Source organism: Shewanella gaetbuli (assembly GCF_023284065.1).
GTDB lineage: Bacteria > Pseudomonadota > Gammaproteobacteria > Enterobacterales > Shewanellaceae > Shewanella > Shewanella gaetbuli.
Map to the genome: position 1 here is coordinate 1 of NZ_JAKIKP010000003.1, position 16,816 is coordinate 16,816.

A 16,816-nucleotide genomic window follows, 5' to 3' on the forward strand; every position below is an offset into this window, starting at 1 on the left:
AGAGCTGTGGTACCACCTGATCCCATTCCGAACTCAGAAGTGAAACACAGTATCGCCGATGGTAGTGTGGGGTCTCCCCATGTGAGAGTAGGTCATTTCCAGACGCCAAATAAGATAAAAAGCCCACAGCTAACGCTGTGGGCTTTTTTGCGTTTGTGGGTTTAATGCTTTTAGTTTGTCATCTTCGAGATCTGTTGTCGAGGCTCTGCAGTTATTGTTTTTGAATGCAGATTCCGGCTCAAAAGCATTGCCGGAATGACGTTGGTTGAGTGCGCCGTAATGACGAGGTTTGAGCGCTGTCATAATGGTGAGGCTTGAGTGTTCTCGCAATGACGTGAGTTGAGAGCGTCAGAATGACTTGGTTTGTGCGTTGCGGTGATCATACGGCGGGACTTGATGCTCCTAATCCGTCATCCTCGAGATCTGCTATCGAGGATCTGCAGTTGCTTAATGCAGATTCCGGCTCAAAAGCATTACCGGAATGACGCGCATTAAGTGTTGTCGTAATGACGTAGGTTGAGTGTGCCGTAATGACGGGGTTTGAGCGCTGTCATAATGGTGTTCTCGCAATGACGTAGGTTGAGTGCGTCAGAATGACCTAGATTGTGCGTTGCGGGCTTTATGCTCCTAATCCGTCATCCTCGAGATCTGTTATCGAGGATCTGCAGTTGCTTAATGCAGATTCCGGCTCAAAAGCATTGCCGGAATGACGCGCGTTAGGTTTTGACGTGGCTTGAGCGCTGTCATAATGGTGAGGCTTGAGTGCGTCAGAATGACTTGAATTGTGTATTGCGGTGATCATACGGCGGGACTTTATCCTCCTAATCCGTCATCCTCGAGATCTGTTATCGAGGATCTGCCGTTAGCTATTGCTAAATCTCAAACTCAGCTAGTATTCTGTTTAATATAGGTTTATTCGCTTCAGGGAAATCGTAATCTGCTAACTGCTGCAACGAAACCCATTCAATTTGTTGCTGTTCCATGCCTTTTGCTTCACCTGAAAAATCTGTGACTAAATGAATATCTAGCCTGACATGTTTATCTGGGTAATTATGGCTGATATCCATAAATGGGGCTGAACTGTTAACGGTTATGTTTACTTCTTCTTTAAGCTCTCTAATTAAAGCCTGTGTAACGGTTTCATCTGATTCCACCTTACCGCCTGGAAACTCCCACTTACCGCCCTGATGGAGGTGTCCATGGCGCTTAGCGAGTAAAATTTGCTTGTTATTATTCAAAATAACGCCTACAGCGACGTGAACACGTTTAGTTAGCTTAGTCATGTTTATCAGTCTTCTTTAAAAAATGATTCTTCTTCATAGCCAATATCATCCAGTTCACTAAATAAATTGGGGTCTATAGTGGTTTTAACTGGAATGGCGTGCTTTTCATCTGCCCAGTCACCTAGATCGATGAGCTTGCATCGTTCACTACAAAATGGTTTGAATTTTTCTTCTGCAGACCAGTTAACTTGGGTCTGGCATATTGGGCAGTTTACGGTTAATGACATAGTGCTGTTACTTTCTCGCTAACAAATTAATAGAGGGGATCTTAAAAGGTTTAACTACAAGTAGCTAGCTTGAATTGAATTGTTTTATCTGTATGACGCTGATGATCAAAGTCGACAAAGTGAATGGCGTATCGATTTCTGTGGCCGCTAATGGTGGGATAGCACTCTTGCGTTGTATCTATTTTGACTCTTATCAAAGAAAGCGTTTGGCTGCTGTTGCCTTGATAAAATCCGGCTTTAGCATCGGTAAGGGTAAAGTCAGATGTGCTGCGGATTAATTCTAAAATTAATCCTATTGGTGTCAGTAATGGCTGAAATTGGTCAACCCAACATTGTAAATCAAGTTGGCGTTCTTTCCATGGCTTTGCAAGCCAATGGTGCAGCTGTGGTAAGTCAAAATTACAACAGGCTCCAGGCATACCAAAACGTTGCCTTAATGCAGATAAAAATTTGTCTTTTTTAAGATGAATACCAATTCGGTCAGGGGATTGTAATGGGGTTTTAGCTGCTGATAAGCGGCTTATAAACTCATTAATTTGTTGCTGATCTACGTGCGGAAGCTCAAGCCATTTTGAGAGAGTAATAATGTATCTATCAATATCTTTTAAGACATCGGAACGATAATCACAACGATCTGTTAATTCACATAATGAAAATAAGGGGTAAAAAGAGTGCTGCTGGGTATCTTGAGTTAAACTTTTATGTAATTGACTCGCCAAGTATTCTAACCGTAAATAACTACGAATTTTTTCGTTTAATGGCTGTTCGTATATTAATTCGGTCATGTTAAAGGGTCTGTTGGGCTAGTTTTAAGTATTGATTATGTAAAGCGTCAACACTAACGGTTAAGTCGGCTAAGTCACCTTGATTATCAATAACATCATCTGCCTTGGCTAAGCGGTCTTTACGGCTTATTTGGCTAGTAATAATTTGCTCAACTTGGCTGTCAGGTACGTTGTCACGTTGGCTTGTTCTTGATATTTGTATCTCTGGTGCTACATCAACAACTAAAGTCTTATTGACTAACCTATCTAACCCATTCTCAAATAGCAAGGGCACAACCATGATTACATAGGCTGAGGTTGCCTGAGCCACTTGTTGTAACATGGTTTGACGAATAAGCGGGTGAAGTAAATTGTTAAGCCATTGCAGCTCTTTGTCATCGGCAAAAATGATGTTTCTTAATACGGCTCTATTTAAGCTACCGTCAGTGTTGCAAATGTGTTCGCCAAAATGCTGTTTAATTTGCTGTAAGCCAGGTGATTGAGGCTCAACGACTTGTCTGGCAACAATGTCTGCATCAACTAAGGTTATGCCTTTATCCGCAAAAAGATTGGCAACAGTCGTTTTGCCACTTCCTATTCCCCCTGTTAGGCCGACAATAAATTTGGCCATGGGTTATAAGGTTCCTAAATACCAGTTGATAATGTCATGTCCCCAAATGAGTGCTATCCAGCCTGCTGCAGCTATATAAGGGCCAAAAGGAATGGGTTTGCCACTGTGTAATTTTTTAGTGATTATCATAGTGATGCCCACCACGGCCCCCACTAATGATGATAGTAATATTATCAACGGTAGCATTTGCCAGCCTAACCAAGCACCAAATACCGCCATTAATTTGAAGTCACCATACCCCATGCCTTCTTTGCCTGTGATTATTTTAAATAACCAAAATACAGACCATAAGCTTAAATAACCTGCTGCTGCGCCAATGAGTGCATCAGTGGTACTGGCAAATACCCCATTTAAATTTATGAGCAAGCCAAGCCATAATAACGGTAAGGTGAGTTGATCTGGCAGTAGCATTTCATCTAAATCAATACCGGTTAAGGCGACTAAAAAACAGGTTAATATTGCGGCAAAAATGAACTGAGTTGTAGGTCCTAAGTAAACGGCTAAGGTTGCCACTAATGCACCTGTAATAAACTCCATTACAGGGTAGCGGGCAGAAATTTTCTCACTACAACTGGCACATTGGCCTTTAAGCATCAGCCAGCCTAATATGGGTAAGTTATGCCAAGGCTTTATTTTACTGTGACATTTGGGACAAGCTGATGTAGGTACAATGATATTGTACTTTTCAGGAAAACGATCAATAGGTTTATTTAAGCGCTTTTCTCCGATATCTTTAACAATATCAGGATGATACTCAGAAAGGTAAAAATTACATTCACTTTGCCATTCACGTTTCATCATCACCGGTAAGCGATGAATAACCACATTTAAAAAGCTACCAATGGTGGCCGCAAAAATAAAGCAAAGGGCAACAAATACGCTAGGGTACGACTGCATTGTTGCAGCAAATGTTTGTAAATATTCAGTCATTATTATTCTTCAAATAGTTATTTTTACATTTTTAGCCGACGATTTTACCCATCTGGAATATTGGTAAGTACATCGCGACTATCAATCCTCCTACTAATGTACCGATTACCACCATCATGATTGGTTCTATTAAACTAGACAAAGCATCTACGGCATCATCGACTTGCATTTCGTAAATATTGGCAACTTTATTAAGCATATCATCAAGTCCACCGGACTCTTCGCCAATCATCACCATTTGAATCAGCATATCTGGGAATAACCCGGTTGTGCGCATGGCCACGTTCATTTGCATACCAGCCATCACTTCTTGACGAACTTTTAATAAAGCATCACGGTAAACTGCATTGCCTGAAGCCCCTGCGGCAGACTCTAAACCATCAATTAATGGGACGCCTGCGGTAAAAGTGGTTGCTAAAGTACGAGCAAAACGTGCCATTGCTCCTTTATGAAGAATATCACCGATAGCTGGAATCTTAAGAATTAAGCTGTCTATTTTGTCACGAAAGGCCTGGGAGTTTCTGTGAGTTTTTATAAATAAGAATATTGTGCCGACAATAACACCCAATATGATATACCAAGAAGTTTGTAGAGCTCTTGAAATAGCTAATATAAGCTGAGTAAACGCTGGTAGTTCGGCCCCAAAACCTTTAAAAATCTCTTCAAACTGAGGTACAACGAATAATAGGAGTAATGTTGTTACCAATATAGCGACAACTACAACAGCAATAGGATAAAACATAGCTTTTTTGATTTTGGATTTTAAAGCTTCTGACTTCTCTCGGTAAGTAGCAATCCTATCAAATACAATATCGAGTGCCCCAGAATGTTCACCCGCAGCAACTAAATCGACATATAAGTCATCAAAGTATTGGCGATGAGGGCGCAAGGCATCCGATAAAGGTATACCCGACTGTACATCAGATAAAATACCGCCTAATAGCTCTCGAAATTTGGCTTTTTCGTGACCTTTTCCCAACAGCTCAAGAGTAGTCACTAACGGTACACCTGCTGATAACATTGTGGCAACTTGACGAGTGAACATCGCAATGTCCATCGCAGAGACTTTTTTCTCACTTTTAAACAGTGGGGCGGCTTTCTTTCGGACACTTTTGGGATTAACTCCCTGAGCTTTAAGAGTACTACGAATCTCAGCAACAGAAGTTCCTCGAAGTTCACCTGAGGTTTTTTTTCCGTCTTTATTTGTACCTTTCCATTCGAAGATAAATACCTTCGGTTGATGTTTTACATCCTTTTTAGTACGTGATTTTCTTTTCGCTGCTGCGGTAGCCATAAAGCGATTCCTTGAAATTTTGATTATCTATAATGTGAGTTATTATTGTGTAGATAGTCATTGAAAGCGAAATGTTAGTAAATATCTATAACCTATTGCTAAGATTAAACACAGCTGATGATAAAAGTGTAGCTAATTAAAACTGGTGACGCGGTTAATTTCAGCAATGCTGGTGACACCTTTAACGACTTTCATTAACCCTGATTGGCGCAAATCACGCATACCGGTATTTTTGGCTTGGGTGGCAATTTGTAATGAGTTACCGCCCTCCATAATGGTGCGGGCAATTTCATCGGTCATTTTCATTACTTCATAAATACCGACTCGGCCTTTATAACCCCCAGAGCAAGCATCACAGCCTATAGGTTTATAGACGGTAAAGCCAGTTTCAATATCTTGTTGAGTAAAGCCTAAACGCTGTAACTCAGCAGATGGAATGTCTTCAGGTTGTTTACATTCAGGGCATAAGCGTCTTGCCAAACGCTGAGCAATAATCAGGTTAACGGAGCTGGCAATGTTATAGCCAGGCACGCCCATATTAATTAAACGGGTTAAAGTTTCTGCTGCTGAATTGGTATGCAGCGTTGACAACACCAAGTGACCAGTTTGTGCCGCTTTTATGGCAATTTCAGCGGTTTCTAAATCACGTATCTCACCCACCATCACCACATCAGGGTCTTGTCGTAAAAACGAGCGTAGCGCTGAAGCGAAGGTTAAACCGGCTTTTAGGTTAATATGAACCTGATTAACGCCTTCTAAGTTAATTTCTACGGGGTCTTCAGCGGTAGAAATATTACGCTCTTCAGTATTAAGGATATTCAGGCCAGTATATAGTGATACGGTTTTACCTGAACCGGTCGGCCCTGTTACTAGAATCATCCCTTGAGGTTTAGCCAGCATTTCTTCATAAAGTTGGCGTTGGTCGTCTTCGTAACCCAGTTTTTCAATGCCTAATTGCGCACTAGAAGAGTCTAGAATACGCATTACAATTTTTTCACCCCAAATTGTCGGCAAGGTACTAACACGAAAATCAATCGATTTAGTGCGAGACAGTTTCATTTTAATGCGACCATCTTGCGGCACGCGGCGCTCGGCAATATCAAGCTTAGACATAACCTTTAAACGGGCAGAAATACGTCCAGAAAGGTTTACAGGCGGCTCAGAGACTTCGTGTAATATGCCGTCGATGCGGAAACGAATACGATAACGTTTTTCATAAGGCTCGAAGTGTAAATCCGAAGCGCCTTTACGAATCGCATCGGTTAAAATTTTATTGATATAGATAACAATGGGCGCATCATCACTGCTATCGCCTTCAGGCTCATCGCGCCGCTCGGTATCGGCAATTTCCATACCGGCAAGCGCTTCTTCATCCGCACCAGCTAGATCAAGCCCTGAAATATCATCTTCAATGACTTTTTCTAAAACAGCTTGCAGCTTATCATCTTCAACTAATATGGCTTCAGCGTGCAGGCCTAAACTAAATTGGAAATCTTCTAAAGCCGATATATTAGTAGGGTCAGAAGTGGCTATATATAAGCGGTTTCCCCGTTTGTATAGAGGGAGACATTTATGTTTTTCGATTAACTTTTTATTAAGAATTTCTTCAATAATATTAGAAACATCAAATTCATTAAGGTCTAAAAGCGGTGTGCCATACTCTTCATAACATAATTCAGCAATTTCCCTTGCTGAAATTAAACTATTAGAGACAATTGTGGACACTAAGGATTGTTTAGTTTGACGTGATTTAGCAATAACAGACGAAATCTGTTCTTCGCTTAACAACTGCTTTCGCAGAAATAGAGTTGATAATCCTAAATTAAGACCTGAATTTGTCATTTTATTAACCAATTAATATGCATCGACTCATAAAAAGAGTGCGATGCATACTATTTTAATAAATTTTAAAAGTTTATTATATCTAAATATTAAGGAGTTACCATTGATGTTGGAATATTTGCACCATCAATGCATTGTGCTTCTGTAGCACCAGTAGCGCCTGCAGTTTGAGTTGCTGCGTAAGTTACAACACCATTATTGTCAACTGTTGCGGTAACAGTACAAGCACCCTCATTGAAAGCAACTGTTCCACCAGAAGCTTCATCCCAACCACCTGTACCGGCAGTTGCTGGCAAAATAGTTACTTCAGTATACGTTGATGCGTCTGTAACAAGTGATGGGCAGCCAACGCCTGACTGTACACAAGCTACAGCCTTAGATGTTATAGCAGATACCCCTTTCATTGCAGCACCACCATGAGCGGCACCAACATAATCGCGATAAGCAGGCAGTGCGATTGCAGCTAGAATACCGATGATCGCTACTACGATCATTAATTCAATAAGGGTGAAACCCTTAGCGGTTTTAATTTGATTGATACCTTTCATTTTTCTCTCTCCGTAAATGTGCTTGGGCTTATTCATCCTAAAGGCTGTTACGTGGTGTACTAAATGCTTTGCGGGTGCGGGGGCAATTAGTACTTGGTACGTAGCAGAGGCATCCATTATTGCCTAAGCCATACGGCACATGAATTTGCTATTGTTGACCTAATCGAACAGTCGATGAGTTCAGTTTGTTATCGTCTAATGAGTTTAGTTGATTTAAATATACTTTGCTGTTTTTTTCACCACCTAAAATTTAGGGGGGAAATAACAAGGTATAAATTAAGTTAACCTCACCTACTATGACTTTTCGGCTGATTTGCCAAATCCCTAGAGCCTATATTCTACTTAACTCTCGCCTTGTAATAAACTTGTTGTAAAAGTGTTATTTCATTTTTTGAGGGTTAAGTTGTCTAAGTCTCTCAATTTCTGACAAGTTTTGACCGAAAGGTCACTTGCCTGTGTTAAACGTTATTACAAAGCCGAATGAAATGGAATAGTTTTGGCCAGCAAAAGTGAAAATAAGTTAATAAATGTTCTGCTTATGTAATTTTGTAGTTGAAAACACCATATGAAAGGCGTGGTTAGTGGGATTTAAAGCTTATTTTATTGACAGTTTTTGGCTAGATGTCATAAAAATGACACTGAAAATTGGCGTGAAACATTGTGGTTACAACTGTGTCATTTGTTTCAGTGGCAGTGGTGAGGGTGATTTTGTTTTCTTGGTTTTGAGCTGAGGGATGTCAGTGCTGTTGACTGGCTTGAATTGAATTGATTTTCATCGAATGGTGGGTTAATCGGCTTTCAATGGTTCAGCGTCTTATATGCAGACTTATTTTTGCACATATTAATACGCAAATACTGAACCATTAAAAGCCGGAGCTTATTATTTAAAGCAAGCTTATTTAAAGTAGGCTGTTTTTAAGCTTTTAAGCGTAGTGATAGATCTAACGCTTTAACATGCTTGGTTAATGCGCCCACTGAAATATAATCTACTCCGGTTTTAGCGAAGTCAGCGAGGGTGTCTATGGTGACATTGCCTGACACTTCTAATTTTGCGCCTTTACCTTGGTTTTTGTATTGCTGATTTAGCGCCACGGCTTCTACCATCATGGTGACGTCAAAATTATCTAACATAATGATGTCACTCCCGCCCTCTAACGCTTGGGTCAGCTCGGCAATAGATTCAACTTCTACTTCAACCGGTTTGTCATTATGCAGTTTGCGGGCTTCGGTGATGGCATTGGCTATACCGCCACAGGCCATAATGTGGTTTTCTTTAATTAAAAAGGCATCAAATAACCCTATGCGATGGTTTTTGCCTCCGCCACACGTCACCGCATATTTTTGTGCAGTACGTAAACCCGGTATGGTTTTGCGCGTATCAAGCAGTCGGGTGTGGGTGCCAGCTAATTTGTCGACGTATAATTTGGTTAAGCTGGCAACGCCTGACAAGGTTTGAATAAAGTTCATTGCTGTGCGCTCGCCCGTTAAAATGGCACGAGCTGGGCCAGATAAATCACACAAAACTTGGTTGGCTACCACTAAATCACCGTCATCAACATGCCAGTGAAGTGCCACTTCACCACCCAGTTGGTTGAATACTTGTTCAGCCCATGCTTTACCACAAAATACCCCGTCTTCACGGGTGATCAAACTGCCTTCTACATGCTTATCTGCCGGGATAAGTTGGGCGGTAATATCAGCTTGAAGGAGTTGTTCAACACTTTGGTGCTCGGTGTGGCCTAAATCTTCATTTAATGCTGTTTTAACAGCATGGCGGATATCATTTTCTAACATAAGCAAAATCCTTGAGACGGTTGAGTTTTTATGCTTTTTAATCGCAATAGATTAACATAAATTGATATAGTGCAACTATTTTTCCGGTGAGTTGGGTTAATTTTTTATCAATATTTTTATGGCTTAACACTCGCTCAATCGAAAACAACGAGGCTATAACGAATGAAAGCGCATGCTAGTTTTTCTGCTGGGTGGTTATCTGATGCTCGGCGTTGTGTATCTCCGCATTTTAATGCTCGACCTAACGGGGAGGTAAGCCTGTTAGTGATTCATAACATCAGTTTGCCCGCTGGATGCTTTGGCTTGCCGCATATTGATGGCTTGTTTCAAGGGTGTTTGGATATAAATGCGGATGACAGTTTTAAAGAATTAGCAGGGCTTGAAGTGTCGGCGCACTTTTTAATTCGTCGCGATGGTGAAGTGGTGCAGTATGTGAGCTGTGACGACAGAGCCTGGCATGCGGGCGTGTCTTGTTTTGAAGGACGAACAGGGTGCAATGACTTTGCCATTGGTATTGAGCTTGAAGGCACCGACACCGTTGAGTATACCAATGAACAATATAAGGCATTGACCAAACTTACATTGGAGATAATGGCACAATACCCTATGATTAATGTTAATCGAATTGTTGGCCATTGTGATATTGCTCCAGGGAGAAAAACAGACCCTGGTGAAAGCTTTGATTGGCAAAGGTATTTTGCGGCATTAGGTTGATTTAACCTGAGCTCTAGAATAAAACTTAAACTTAAAATTTCGATAATTCAAAGGTTAACTAACTTCTTATCCAAAGTTCAGGTTAAGTTAAAATCTGCTTGAAAACACACATAATGGCGTTAATTAATCGTCGGTATAAAATCGACGAGGTTAATGTCTCATAAGGAATGATTATGGCTTTATTTTCATTGTTAATTGCCATTTTAGTTGAACGGTTGAAATTACTGCCAGTGGGTTGGCAGTTTGATAAATTAATGCTGCGGTACCATAAGCAATTTTGGGATAGCAAATCTTTGTCTTCTGAAGTTGCAGTGGCTATAGCGGTAATTTTACCGTCTTTTGTGGTGTTTGCGGTGGATATTCTGATTAGCGGGGTGTTTTTCGATTTATTCAGTTTACTGTTGTGGGTTGTGGTGGCTTTAGTGTGTTTTAGTCATCAAGACTTACGGTTAGTGTTTAAAAAATATGTTCAGGCTGCTTGTCGAGGCGATGTGCAAGCCTGTTATCGATACGCTAGCGAGCTAGACTGCAGTGAATGTATTGATGCGGTTGATGAACAAGACTTAGGCATTAAAGTGGGCCAAAGCGTAGCATGGATTAACTATCGTTATTACGGCGCGGTGGCTTTGTTTTTAGTGTGTTTTGGCCCGGTTGGGGCGGTGTTGTATTGCAGTATTCGTTTTTATTATGACATCAATATAAAGCGCGATTTATCGCTGCCGTTAATTGACCATTTACAACGTTTGTTTGATTGGTTGCCCAGCCGAGTGTTTAGTTTTGGTTATGTATTAAGCGGCCAGTTTTCAAATGGTTTATCGGCTTGGCGAAAACATGCGTTTAATGTGCATAGTAGTGCCAAACTGGTGGTCACAGAAACCGCATTGCAAGCTGAGTCGCTTCCTGAGGCGGGGCCAGCCCCTGTGAGTGTGCAACCTACTTTAGCGTTGCTGGCATTAAGTAAACGTAATTTTATTTTATTATTAACCGTCGTTTCTGTATTAACCATTTTTGGAGTGGTTAATTAACCCATTGTTAAATGGTCTGACCCCTTAATCGGTAAATTAGTCTATGCTTGTTTTCCGAGCGTTTGCCGGCTTTTTTGTCGAGCAGGTAAGGTATGTTAATCTCATACCTGCTGGACAATCACAATTTGATTTGCTAAAGTGCGCTCTCTCACACAAATTGGTAAGACCAATTTACAATAAGTGATTTTGTGGAGTTAGAGCATAACTATGGCTTACAGTAAGATTAACCAGCCAAAAATTTCTGATGTGATCATGGAGCAACTTGAGCGCATGATCCTCGAGGGCAGCTTGCAGCCTGGCCAGAAATTACCTCCAGAGCGTGAACTTGCGGTGCAGTTTGAAGTATCGCGACCTTCTTTACGTGAAGCTATCCAAAAATTAGAAGCCAAAGGTTTACTGATGCGTCGCCAAGGTGGTGGCACATACGTAAAAGAACAGTTATGGCAAAGTTTAGCTGACCCCATTGTTGAGTTAATGCACAACGACTCAGAAAGCCAATATGACCTACTTGAATTCCGTCACGCCACTGAAGGCATGATGGCGTATTTTGCTGCGCTACGCGGAACTGATGCTGATATGCAAAATATCAAAACCAGCATTTTAGACGTTGAAAACGCCCCGAATATTGAAGACCAAGCCAATGCCATTGTGCGTTTTTATCGTGCGGTTGCAGAGGCGTCACATAATGTGGCTATGCTGCATTTAGTATTAAGTTTAACCCCTGTGTTACACAAAAATGTGGCACAAAATCTAGAGCTTCTTAGTCGTCGCGAAGAAGCTTCTACCATGGCTAACGATCACCGCAGGGCATTACTTGCTGCGATTGTTCGCCGTGATCCTGATGCGGCACGTGAAGCTTCGAATGAGCACTTAAGCTATATCGAAGAAGTCATGTTGTCAGTAAGAGAAGAAGACAGTCGGTTGCAGCGTAGCTTGCGCCGCTTGAAGGGCGGTGCTTAACCTCACGCTACTTAAGAGCGTCTGTTTGTTGCCGAATATAATTAAATTTCAAATGCTTAATTAACTATAAAGTTGAAAGTATTACGAATAGGAAGGACTGCAAAATGTCTGAGCAAATGTTAAAAGACATCGATCCACTAGAAACTAACGAGTGGTTATCAGCTTTAGAATCTGTTGTACGTGAAGAAGGCGTTGAACGTGCCCAATTCTTGCTAGAGCAAGTACTGGATAAAGCACGTCTTGACGGTGTCGATATGGCGACGGGTGTTACTACCAACTATATCAACACTATACCAACGACTGAAGAGCCAGCTTACCCAGGTAACACTACATTAGAGCGTCGTCTTCGTTCAATTATTCGCTGGAATGCGATTATGATTGTCCTTCGTGCTTCTAAGAAAGATTTAGATCTTGGTGGCCACATGGCATCGTTCCAGTCAGCGGCATCATTTTACGAAGTAGGCTTTAACCATTTCTTCCGTGCGCCTAACGCTGTTGACGGTGGTGACTTAGTTTATTATCAAGGTCATATTTCTCCTGGTATCTATTCTCGTGCATTTGTTGAAGGTCGTTTAACTGAAGAGCAGTTAGATAATTTCCGTCAAGAAGTTGATGGCAAGGGCTTACCTTCTTATCCGCATCCTAAATTAATGCCTGATTTCTGGCAGTTCCCGACAGTTTCTATGGGTCTTGGCCCTATGTCTGCGATTTATCAAGCGCGCTTCTTGAAGTACCTTGATGGACGTGGCTTAAAAAATACTGCTGATCAGCGTGTATATGCCTTCTTAGGTGACGGCGAGATGGATGAGCCAGAATCACGCGGTGCAATTTCTTTCGCTTCACGTGAAAAATTAGACAACTTATGTTTCTTAATTAACTGTAACCTACAGCGCCTTGATGGCCCAGTAATGGGTAACGGTAAAATTATTCAAGAACTTGAAGGCCTATTCAGAGGTGCGGGTTGGAATGTTGTTAAGGTGATTTGGGGTAACAACTGGGACTCTTTGATTGCTAAAGACACTACAGGTAAATTACTGCAGCTGATGAATGAAACCGTTGACGGTGATTACCAAACCTTTAAGTCAAAAGACGGTGCCTATGTTCGTGAGCACTTCTTTGGTAAGTACCCTGAAACGGCGGCTTTAGTGTCTGATATGACCGATGCTGAAATTTTTGCCTTACGCCGTGGTGGCCATGAGTCATCTAAGCTATTTGCTGCATTTAAAAATGCTCAAGATACCAAAGGTAAGCCAACGGTTATTTTAGCTAAAACGGTTAAAGGTTATGGCATGGGCGAAGCGGCAGAGGGCAAAAACATTGCTCATGGCGTGAAGAAAATGGACATGACTCATGTACTGCAATTGCGCAATCGTTTAGGTCTTGATGACTTATTAACAGATGAGCAAGTATCAGAATTACCTTATATCAAGTTAGAAGAAGGCTCTGAAGAGTACAAATACTTACATGCGCGTCGTGATGCCTTACATGGTTATACTCCGCAGCGTTTACGTGAATTTACTCAGCCGTTAGATATTCCAGCTGTTGATGATTTTGCACCGTTATTAACGGAACAAAAACGTGAAATTTCAACCACAATGGCATTCGTGCGTACCTTAAATATTTTGTTGAAAAACAAAGGTATTGGTAAAAACATCGTGCCAATTATTGCCGATGAAGCGCGTACATTTGGTATGGAAGGTTTATTCCGTCAGGTCGGTATTTATAACCCATCAGGCCAAGAATACACGCCAGAAGACCGCAGTGTTGTGTCTTACTATAAAGAAGCAACTTCTGGTCAAGTATTACAAGAAGGGATTAACGAGTTAGGTGCTATGTCTTCATGGGTTGCAGCAGCAACTTCATACAGCACTAACGATTTACCCATGATTCCATTCTACATTTACTACTCTATGTTTGGTTTCCAACGTGTTGGCGACATGGCATGGATGGCAGGTGACCAGCAAGCACGTGGTTTCTTATTAGGTGCAACTGCTGGCCGTACTACGCTAAATGGTGAAGGTTTACAGCATGAAGATGGTCACAGCCATGTTCAAGCAAGCACTATTCCTAACTGTATTTCTTATGACCCAACATTTGCTTACGAGCTAGCGGTGATTATTCAAGACGGTATTCGTCGTATGTATGGCGAACAAGAGAACGTGTTCTACTACTTAACCGTAATGAATGAAAACTACGCGATGCCTGCAATGCCAGAAGGTGCTGAAGAAGGTATTCGTAAGGGTATTTACAAACTTGAGTCTCACAAAGGTAGCCATAAAGTTCAGTTAATGAGCTCTGGCACCATTATGAATGAAGTTCGCAAAGCGGCTGAAATTTTAAGTGAAGAGTACGATGTGGCATCTGATGTTTATTCAGTAACGTCATTCAACGAGCTAACCCGTGATGGTCAAGATGTTGAGCGTTTCAATATGCTGCATCCTGAAGCTGAGCAAAAACAAGCTTATATTTCACAAGTTATGGGGTCTGAGCCTGCCATTGCAGCCACTGACTACATGAAGAACTATGCAGAGCAAGTCCGTGCATTCATGCCAAGTGAGTCATACAAAGTATTAGGTACTGATGGCTTTGGTCGCTCAGACAGCCGTGAAAACTTACGTCGTCACTTTGAGGTGAACGCAGGTTACGTGGTTGTTGCTGCACTAAGTGAATTAGCAAAACGTGGTGATATTGATAAAGCTGTAGTGGCAAAAGCGATTGCTAAGTTTGATATCGACACAGAAAAGACAAACCCGCTATACGCGTAAGAGGCAAAATAAATGACAATCGAAATTAATGTACCTGATATTGGTGCGGATGAGGTTGAAGTAACCGAGATTCTAGTTAACGTTGGCGACAAGGTTGAAGAAGAACAGTCTCTTATTTCTGTAGAAGGCGACAAAGCCGCAATGGAGGTTCCGGCCTCTAGTGCGGGTGTGGTTAAAGAAATTAAAGTGGCTGTTGGCGACCAGGTTGCAACGGGCTCATTAATTATGGTGTTTGAGTCTGATGAAGCTGCTCCGGCGGCACCAGCACAAGCTGCTGCGCCAGCACCTGTTGAAGCTGCGGCGCCTGCAAGTGCAGAGCTTAAAGAAGTTAACGTGCCTGATATTGGCGACGATGAAGTCGAAGTAACTGAAATACTAGTTAATATTGGTGACAGCATTGAAGAAGAGCAGTCGCTATTAAGTGTTGAAGGCGATAAAGCGTCAATGGAAGTGCCAGCACCTTTTGCAGGTGTGCTAAAAGAAATTAAAATTGCAGTAGGCGATAAAGTGTCTACAGGCAGCTTAGTGATGGTGTTTGAAGTAGCGGGCTCAGCTCCTGCTCAAGCGCCAGCCGCTGCCCCAGCACCTGCTGCCGCGCCAGTTTCAACTGCGCCTTCAGTACAAGATGTTAATGTGCCTGATATTGGTGGTGATGAAGTTGAAGTCACTGAAATTATGGTTAAAGTTGGCGACACTGTTGAAGAAGAGCAATCACTTATTAGCGTTGAAGGCGATAAAGCCTCAATGGAAGTACCTGCACCATTTGCCGGTAAAGTGATTGAAATTAAAGTGGCTCAAGGCGATAAAGTGTCAACTGGCTCGTTAATTATGAGCTTTGAAGTGGCTGGCAGTGCACCAGTTGCGGCACCGGTTCAAGCGGCTCCTGCGGCCCCAGCTCCGGCTAAAGCTGCGCCAGCACCAGCAGCATCGAGTGCTCCGGCTAAACAAGAGTTTGTTGAAAACAGTGCTTATGCTCATGCTTCTCCAATGATCCGTCGTATGGCGCGTGAACTTGGGGTTAACCTAGCGAATGTTAAAGGCACGGGCCATAAAAACCGTGTTGTTAAAGAAGACGTTCAAAACTACGTTAAAGCGGCTGTTAAACAAGTTGAGTCAGGCAAAGTGGCGTCTGCTGCTGGCGGTGGTGAGCTTAACTTATTGGCATGGCCAAAAGTTGATTTCAGTAAGTTTGGCGAAACTGAAGTTAAGCCATTATCACGTATTCAGAAAATTTCTGGTGCCAACCTACATCGTAACTGGGTGAAAATTCCGCATGTTACTCAGTGGGATGATGCAGATATTACCGAGTTAGAAGCGTTCCGTAAGGCACAAAATGCCGCTGAAGCGAAAAAAGACTCAGGTATGAAGATCACGCCTTTAGTGTTCATCATGAAAGCCGTTGCTAAAGCACTAGAAGTATACCCAACGTTTAACTCTTCATTGTCAGAAGACGGCGAAAGCTTAATTTTGAAGAAGTACGTTAATATTGGTATTGCAGTTGATACGCCAAATGGTCTTGTTGTGCCAGTATTTAAAGACGTTAACAAGAAAGGCATTCATGAGCTGTCTAGCGAACTGAAAGTGGTTTCTAAGAAAGCCCGTGAAGGTAAGTTAACCGCATCTGACATGCAAGGTGGTTGTTTCACGATTTCAAGCTTAGGCGGCATCGGCGGTACAGCCTTCACCCCAATTGTGAATGCGCCAGAAGTGGCTATTTTAGGTGTGTCTAAGTCTGACTTTAAGCCGGTTTGGAATGGTAAAGAGTTTGCACCACGCTTAATGCTACCGTTATCACTTTCTTATGATCATCGTGTTATTGACGGTGCTGATGGTGCGCGCTTCATCACGTACTTGAATAGCTGTTTATCAGATATCCGCACTTTAGTGCTTTAATGGAAATGGGCGGCTTAGTTTAAGCGGCCCATTTTTTTAGAAACAACAATCATCAACAGTATTTATCGAATGTTTGATTGTGATCAACATCAAACAAAGGGTAAAATGCGGACAGCTAACCCGATCTGGCCACATAGATTGTTGAG

14 protein-coding genes and 1 rRNA gene are annotated in these 16,816 nt (G+C 41.9%); 6 read left to right on the plus strand and 9 right to left on the minus strand.

What is annotated here, in order from left to right:
• A 5S ribosomal RNA gene (gene rrf / locus L2672_RS05045) occupies positions 1–104 on the plus strand; the annotation flags it as partial.
• Positions 105–872: 768 nt separating this feature from the next.
• On the opposite strand, the gene mutT is transcribed toward rrf, so the two are convergent.
• The 9 genes from mutT to nadC all read right to left on the minus strand — a co-directional run bounded on the left by mutT (position 873) and on the right by nadC (position 9,313).
• Complete coding sequence (gene mutT / locus L2672_RS05050) at positions 873–1,283, minus strand: 8-oxo-dGTP diphosphatase MutT (protein WP_248994745.1); 411 nt, start codon at positions 1,281–1,283, stop codon at positions 873–875.
• A 5-nt stretch (positions 1,284–1,288) separates the two neighbouring features.
• Positions 1,289–1,510 carry a DNA gyrase inhibitor YacG gene (gene yacG / locus L2672_RS05055; RefSeq protein WP_248994746.1) on the minus strand — a complete coding sequence of 74 codons (222 nt, stop codon included), beginning with the start codon at positions 1,508–1,510 and terminating at the stop codon, positions 1,289–1,291.
• Positions 1,511–1,560: 50 nt separating this feature from the next.
• A complete protein-coding gene (gene zapD / locus L2672_RS05060; protein ID WP_248994747.1) occupies positions 1,561–2,295 on the minus strand; it encodes a cell division protein ZapD in 735 nt (244 codons plus the stop codon).
• Position 2,296: 1 nt separating this feature from the next.
• Positions 2,297–2,905 (minus strand): dephospho-CoA kinase, encoded by a 609-nt coding sequence (gene coaE, locus L2672_RS05065; protein ID WP_248994748.1) that lies wholly within the window; start codon positions 2,903–2,905, stop codon positions 2,297–2,299.
• A gap of 3 nt (positions 2,906–2,908) precedes the next feature.
• Complete coding sequence (locus L2672_RS05070) at positions 2,909–3,835, minus strand: prepilin peptidase (protein WP_248994749.1); 927 nt, start codon at positions 3,833–3,835, stop codon at positions 2,909–2,911.
• Positions 3,836–3,866: 31 nt separating this feature from the next.
• Positions 3,867–5,129: a type II secretion system F family protein gene (locus L2672_RS05075; protein ID WP_248994750.1), complete on the minus strand. Its 1,263-nt coding sequence runs from the start codon at positions 5,127–5,129 to the stop codon at positions 3,867–3,869.
• A 132-nt stretch (positions 5,130–5,261) separates the two neighbouring features.
• Positions 5,262–6,971, minus strand: coding sequence for a type IV-A pilus assembly ATPase PilB (gene pilB, locus L2672_RS05080; protein ID WP_248994751.1), 1,710 nt, complete (start codon positions 6,969–6,971; stop codon positions 5,262–5,264).
• Between the two features lie 89 nt (positions 6,972–7,060).
• Positions 7,061–7,519 (minus strand): prepilin-type N-terminal cleavage/methylation domain-containing protein, encoded by a 459-nt coding sequence (locus tag L2672_RS05085; protein WP_275974964.1) that lies wholly within the window; start codon positions 7,517–7,519, stop codon positions 7,061–7,063.
• Between the two features lie 915 nt (positions 7,520–8,434).
• Entirely contained in the window at positions 8,435–9,313 is an 879-nt protein-coding gene (gene nadC / locus L2672_RS05090; protein ID WP_248994752.1) for a carboxylating nicotinate-nucleotide diphosphorylase, read from the minus strand.
• A 162-nt stretch (positions 9,314–9,475) separates the two neighbouring features.
• Here nadC and ampD point away from each other — a divergent pair, with 162 nt between their 5' ends.
• From ampD to aceF, 5 genes are all read left to right on the plus strand, one after another.
• Positions 9,476–10,027 (plus strand): 1,6-anhydro-N-acetylmuramyl-L-alanine amidase AmpD, encoded by a 552-nt coding sequence (gene ampD / locus L2672_RS05095; protein WP_248994753.1) that lies wholly within the window; start codon positions 9,476–9,478, stop codon positions 10,025–10,027.
• A gap of 173 nt (positions 10,028–10,200) precedes the next feature.
• Positions 10,201–11,052 (plus strand): beta-lactamase regulator AmpE, encoded by an 852-nt coding sequence (gene ampE, locus L2672_RS05100; RefSeq protein WP_248994754.1) that lies wholly within the window; start codon positions 10,201–10,203, stop codon positions 11,050–11,052.
• A 207-nt stretch (positions 11,053–11,259) separates the two neighbouring features.
• The gene (gene pdhR, locus L2672_RS05105) at positions 11,260–12,012 is read left to right on the plus strand and encodes a pyruvate dehydrogenase complex transcriptional repressor PdhR (protein WP_248994755.1); all 753 of its coding nucleotides are present in this window, start codon (positions 11,260–11,262) and stop codon (positions 12,010–12,012) included.
• A 104-nt stretch (positions 12,013–12,116) separates the two neighbouring features.
• On the plus strand, positions 12,117–14,777 hold the full coding sequence (aceE, locus tag L2672_RS05110) for a pyruvate dehydrogenase (acetyl-transferring), homodimeric type (protein ID WP_248994756.1): 2,661 nt from the start codon (positions 12,117–12,119) through the stop codon (positions 14,775–14,777).
• Positions 14,778–14,789: 12 nt separating this feature from the next.
• On the plus strand, positions 14,790–16,670 hold the full coding sequence (aceF, locus tag L2672_RS05115; RefSeq protein ID WP_248994757.1) for a pyruvate dehydrogenase complex dihydrolipoyllysine-residue acetyltransferase: 1,881 nt from the start codon (positions 14,790–14,792) through the stop codon (positions 16,668–16,670).
• The last annotated feature ends 146 nt before the right edge of the window (positions 16,671–16,816 follow it).

Coding starts and splice junctions, on each gene's coding strand:
- pilB (WP_248994751.1), bottom strand. CDS start 6,971: ATGACAAATTCAGGTCTTAATTTAGGATTATCAACTCTATTTCTGCGA.
- coaE (WP_248994748.1), bottom strand. CDS start 2,905: ATGGCCAAATTTATTGTCGGCCTAACAGGGGGAATAGGAAGTGGCAAA.
- ampD (WP_248994753.1), top strand. CDS start 9,476: ATGAAAGCGCATGCTAGTTTTTCTGCTGGGTGGTTATCTGATGCTCGG.
- nadC (WP_248994752.1), bottom strand. CDS start 9,313: ATGTTAGAAAATGATATCCGCCATGCTGTTAAAACAGCATTAAATGAA.
- L2672_RS05085 (WP_275974964.1), bottom strand. CDS start 7,519: ATGAAAGGTATCAATCAAATTAAAACCGCTAAGGGTTTCACCCTTATT.
- aceE (WP_248994756.1), top strand. CDS start 12,117: ATGTCTGAGCAAATGTTAAAAGACATCGATCCACTAGAAACTAACGAG.
- yacG (WP_248994746.1), bottom strand. CDS start 1,510: ATGTCATTAACCGTAAACTGCCCAATATGCCAGACCCAAGTTAACTGG.
- mutT (WP_248994745.1), bottom strand. CDS start 1,283: ATGACTAAGCTAACTAAACGTGTTCACGTCGCTGTAGGCGTTATTTTG.
- ampE (WP_248994754.1), top strand. CDS start 10,201: ATGGCTTTATTTTCATTGTTAATTGCCATTTTAGTTGAACGGTTGAAA.
- aceF (WP_248994757.1), top strand. CDS start 14,790: ATGACAATCGAAATTAATGTACCTGATATTGGTGCGGATGAGGTTGAA.
- L2672_RS05075 (WP_248994750.1), bottom strand. CDS start 5,129: ATGGCTACCGCAGCAGCGAAAAGAAAATCACGTACTAAAAAGGATGTA.
- L2672_RS05070 (WP_248994749.1), bottom strand. CDS start 3,835: ATGACTGAATATTTACAAACATTTGCTGCAACAATGCAGTCGTACCCT.
- pdhR (WP_248994755.1), top strand. CDS start 11,260: ATGGCTTACAGTAAGATTAACCAGCCAAAAATTTCTGATGTGATCATG.
- zapD (WP_248994747.1), bottom strand. CDS start 2,295: ATGACCGAATTAATATACGAACAGCCATTAAACGAAAAAATTCGTAGT.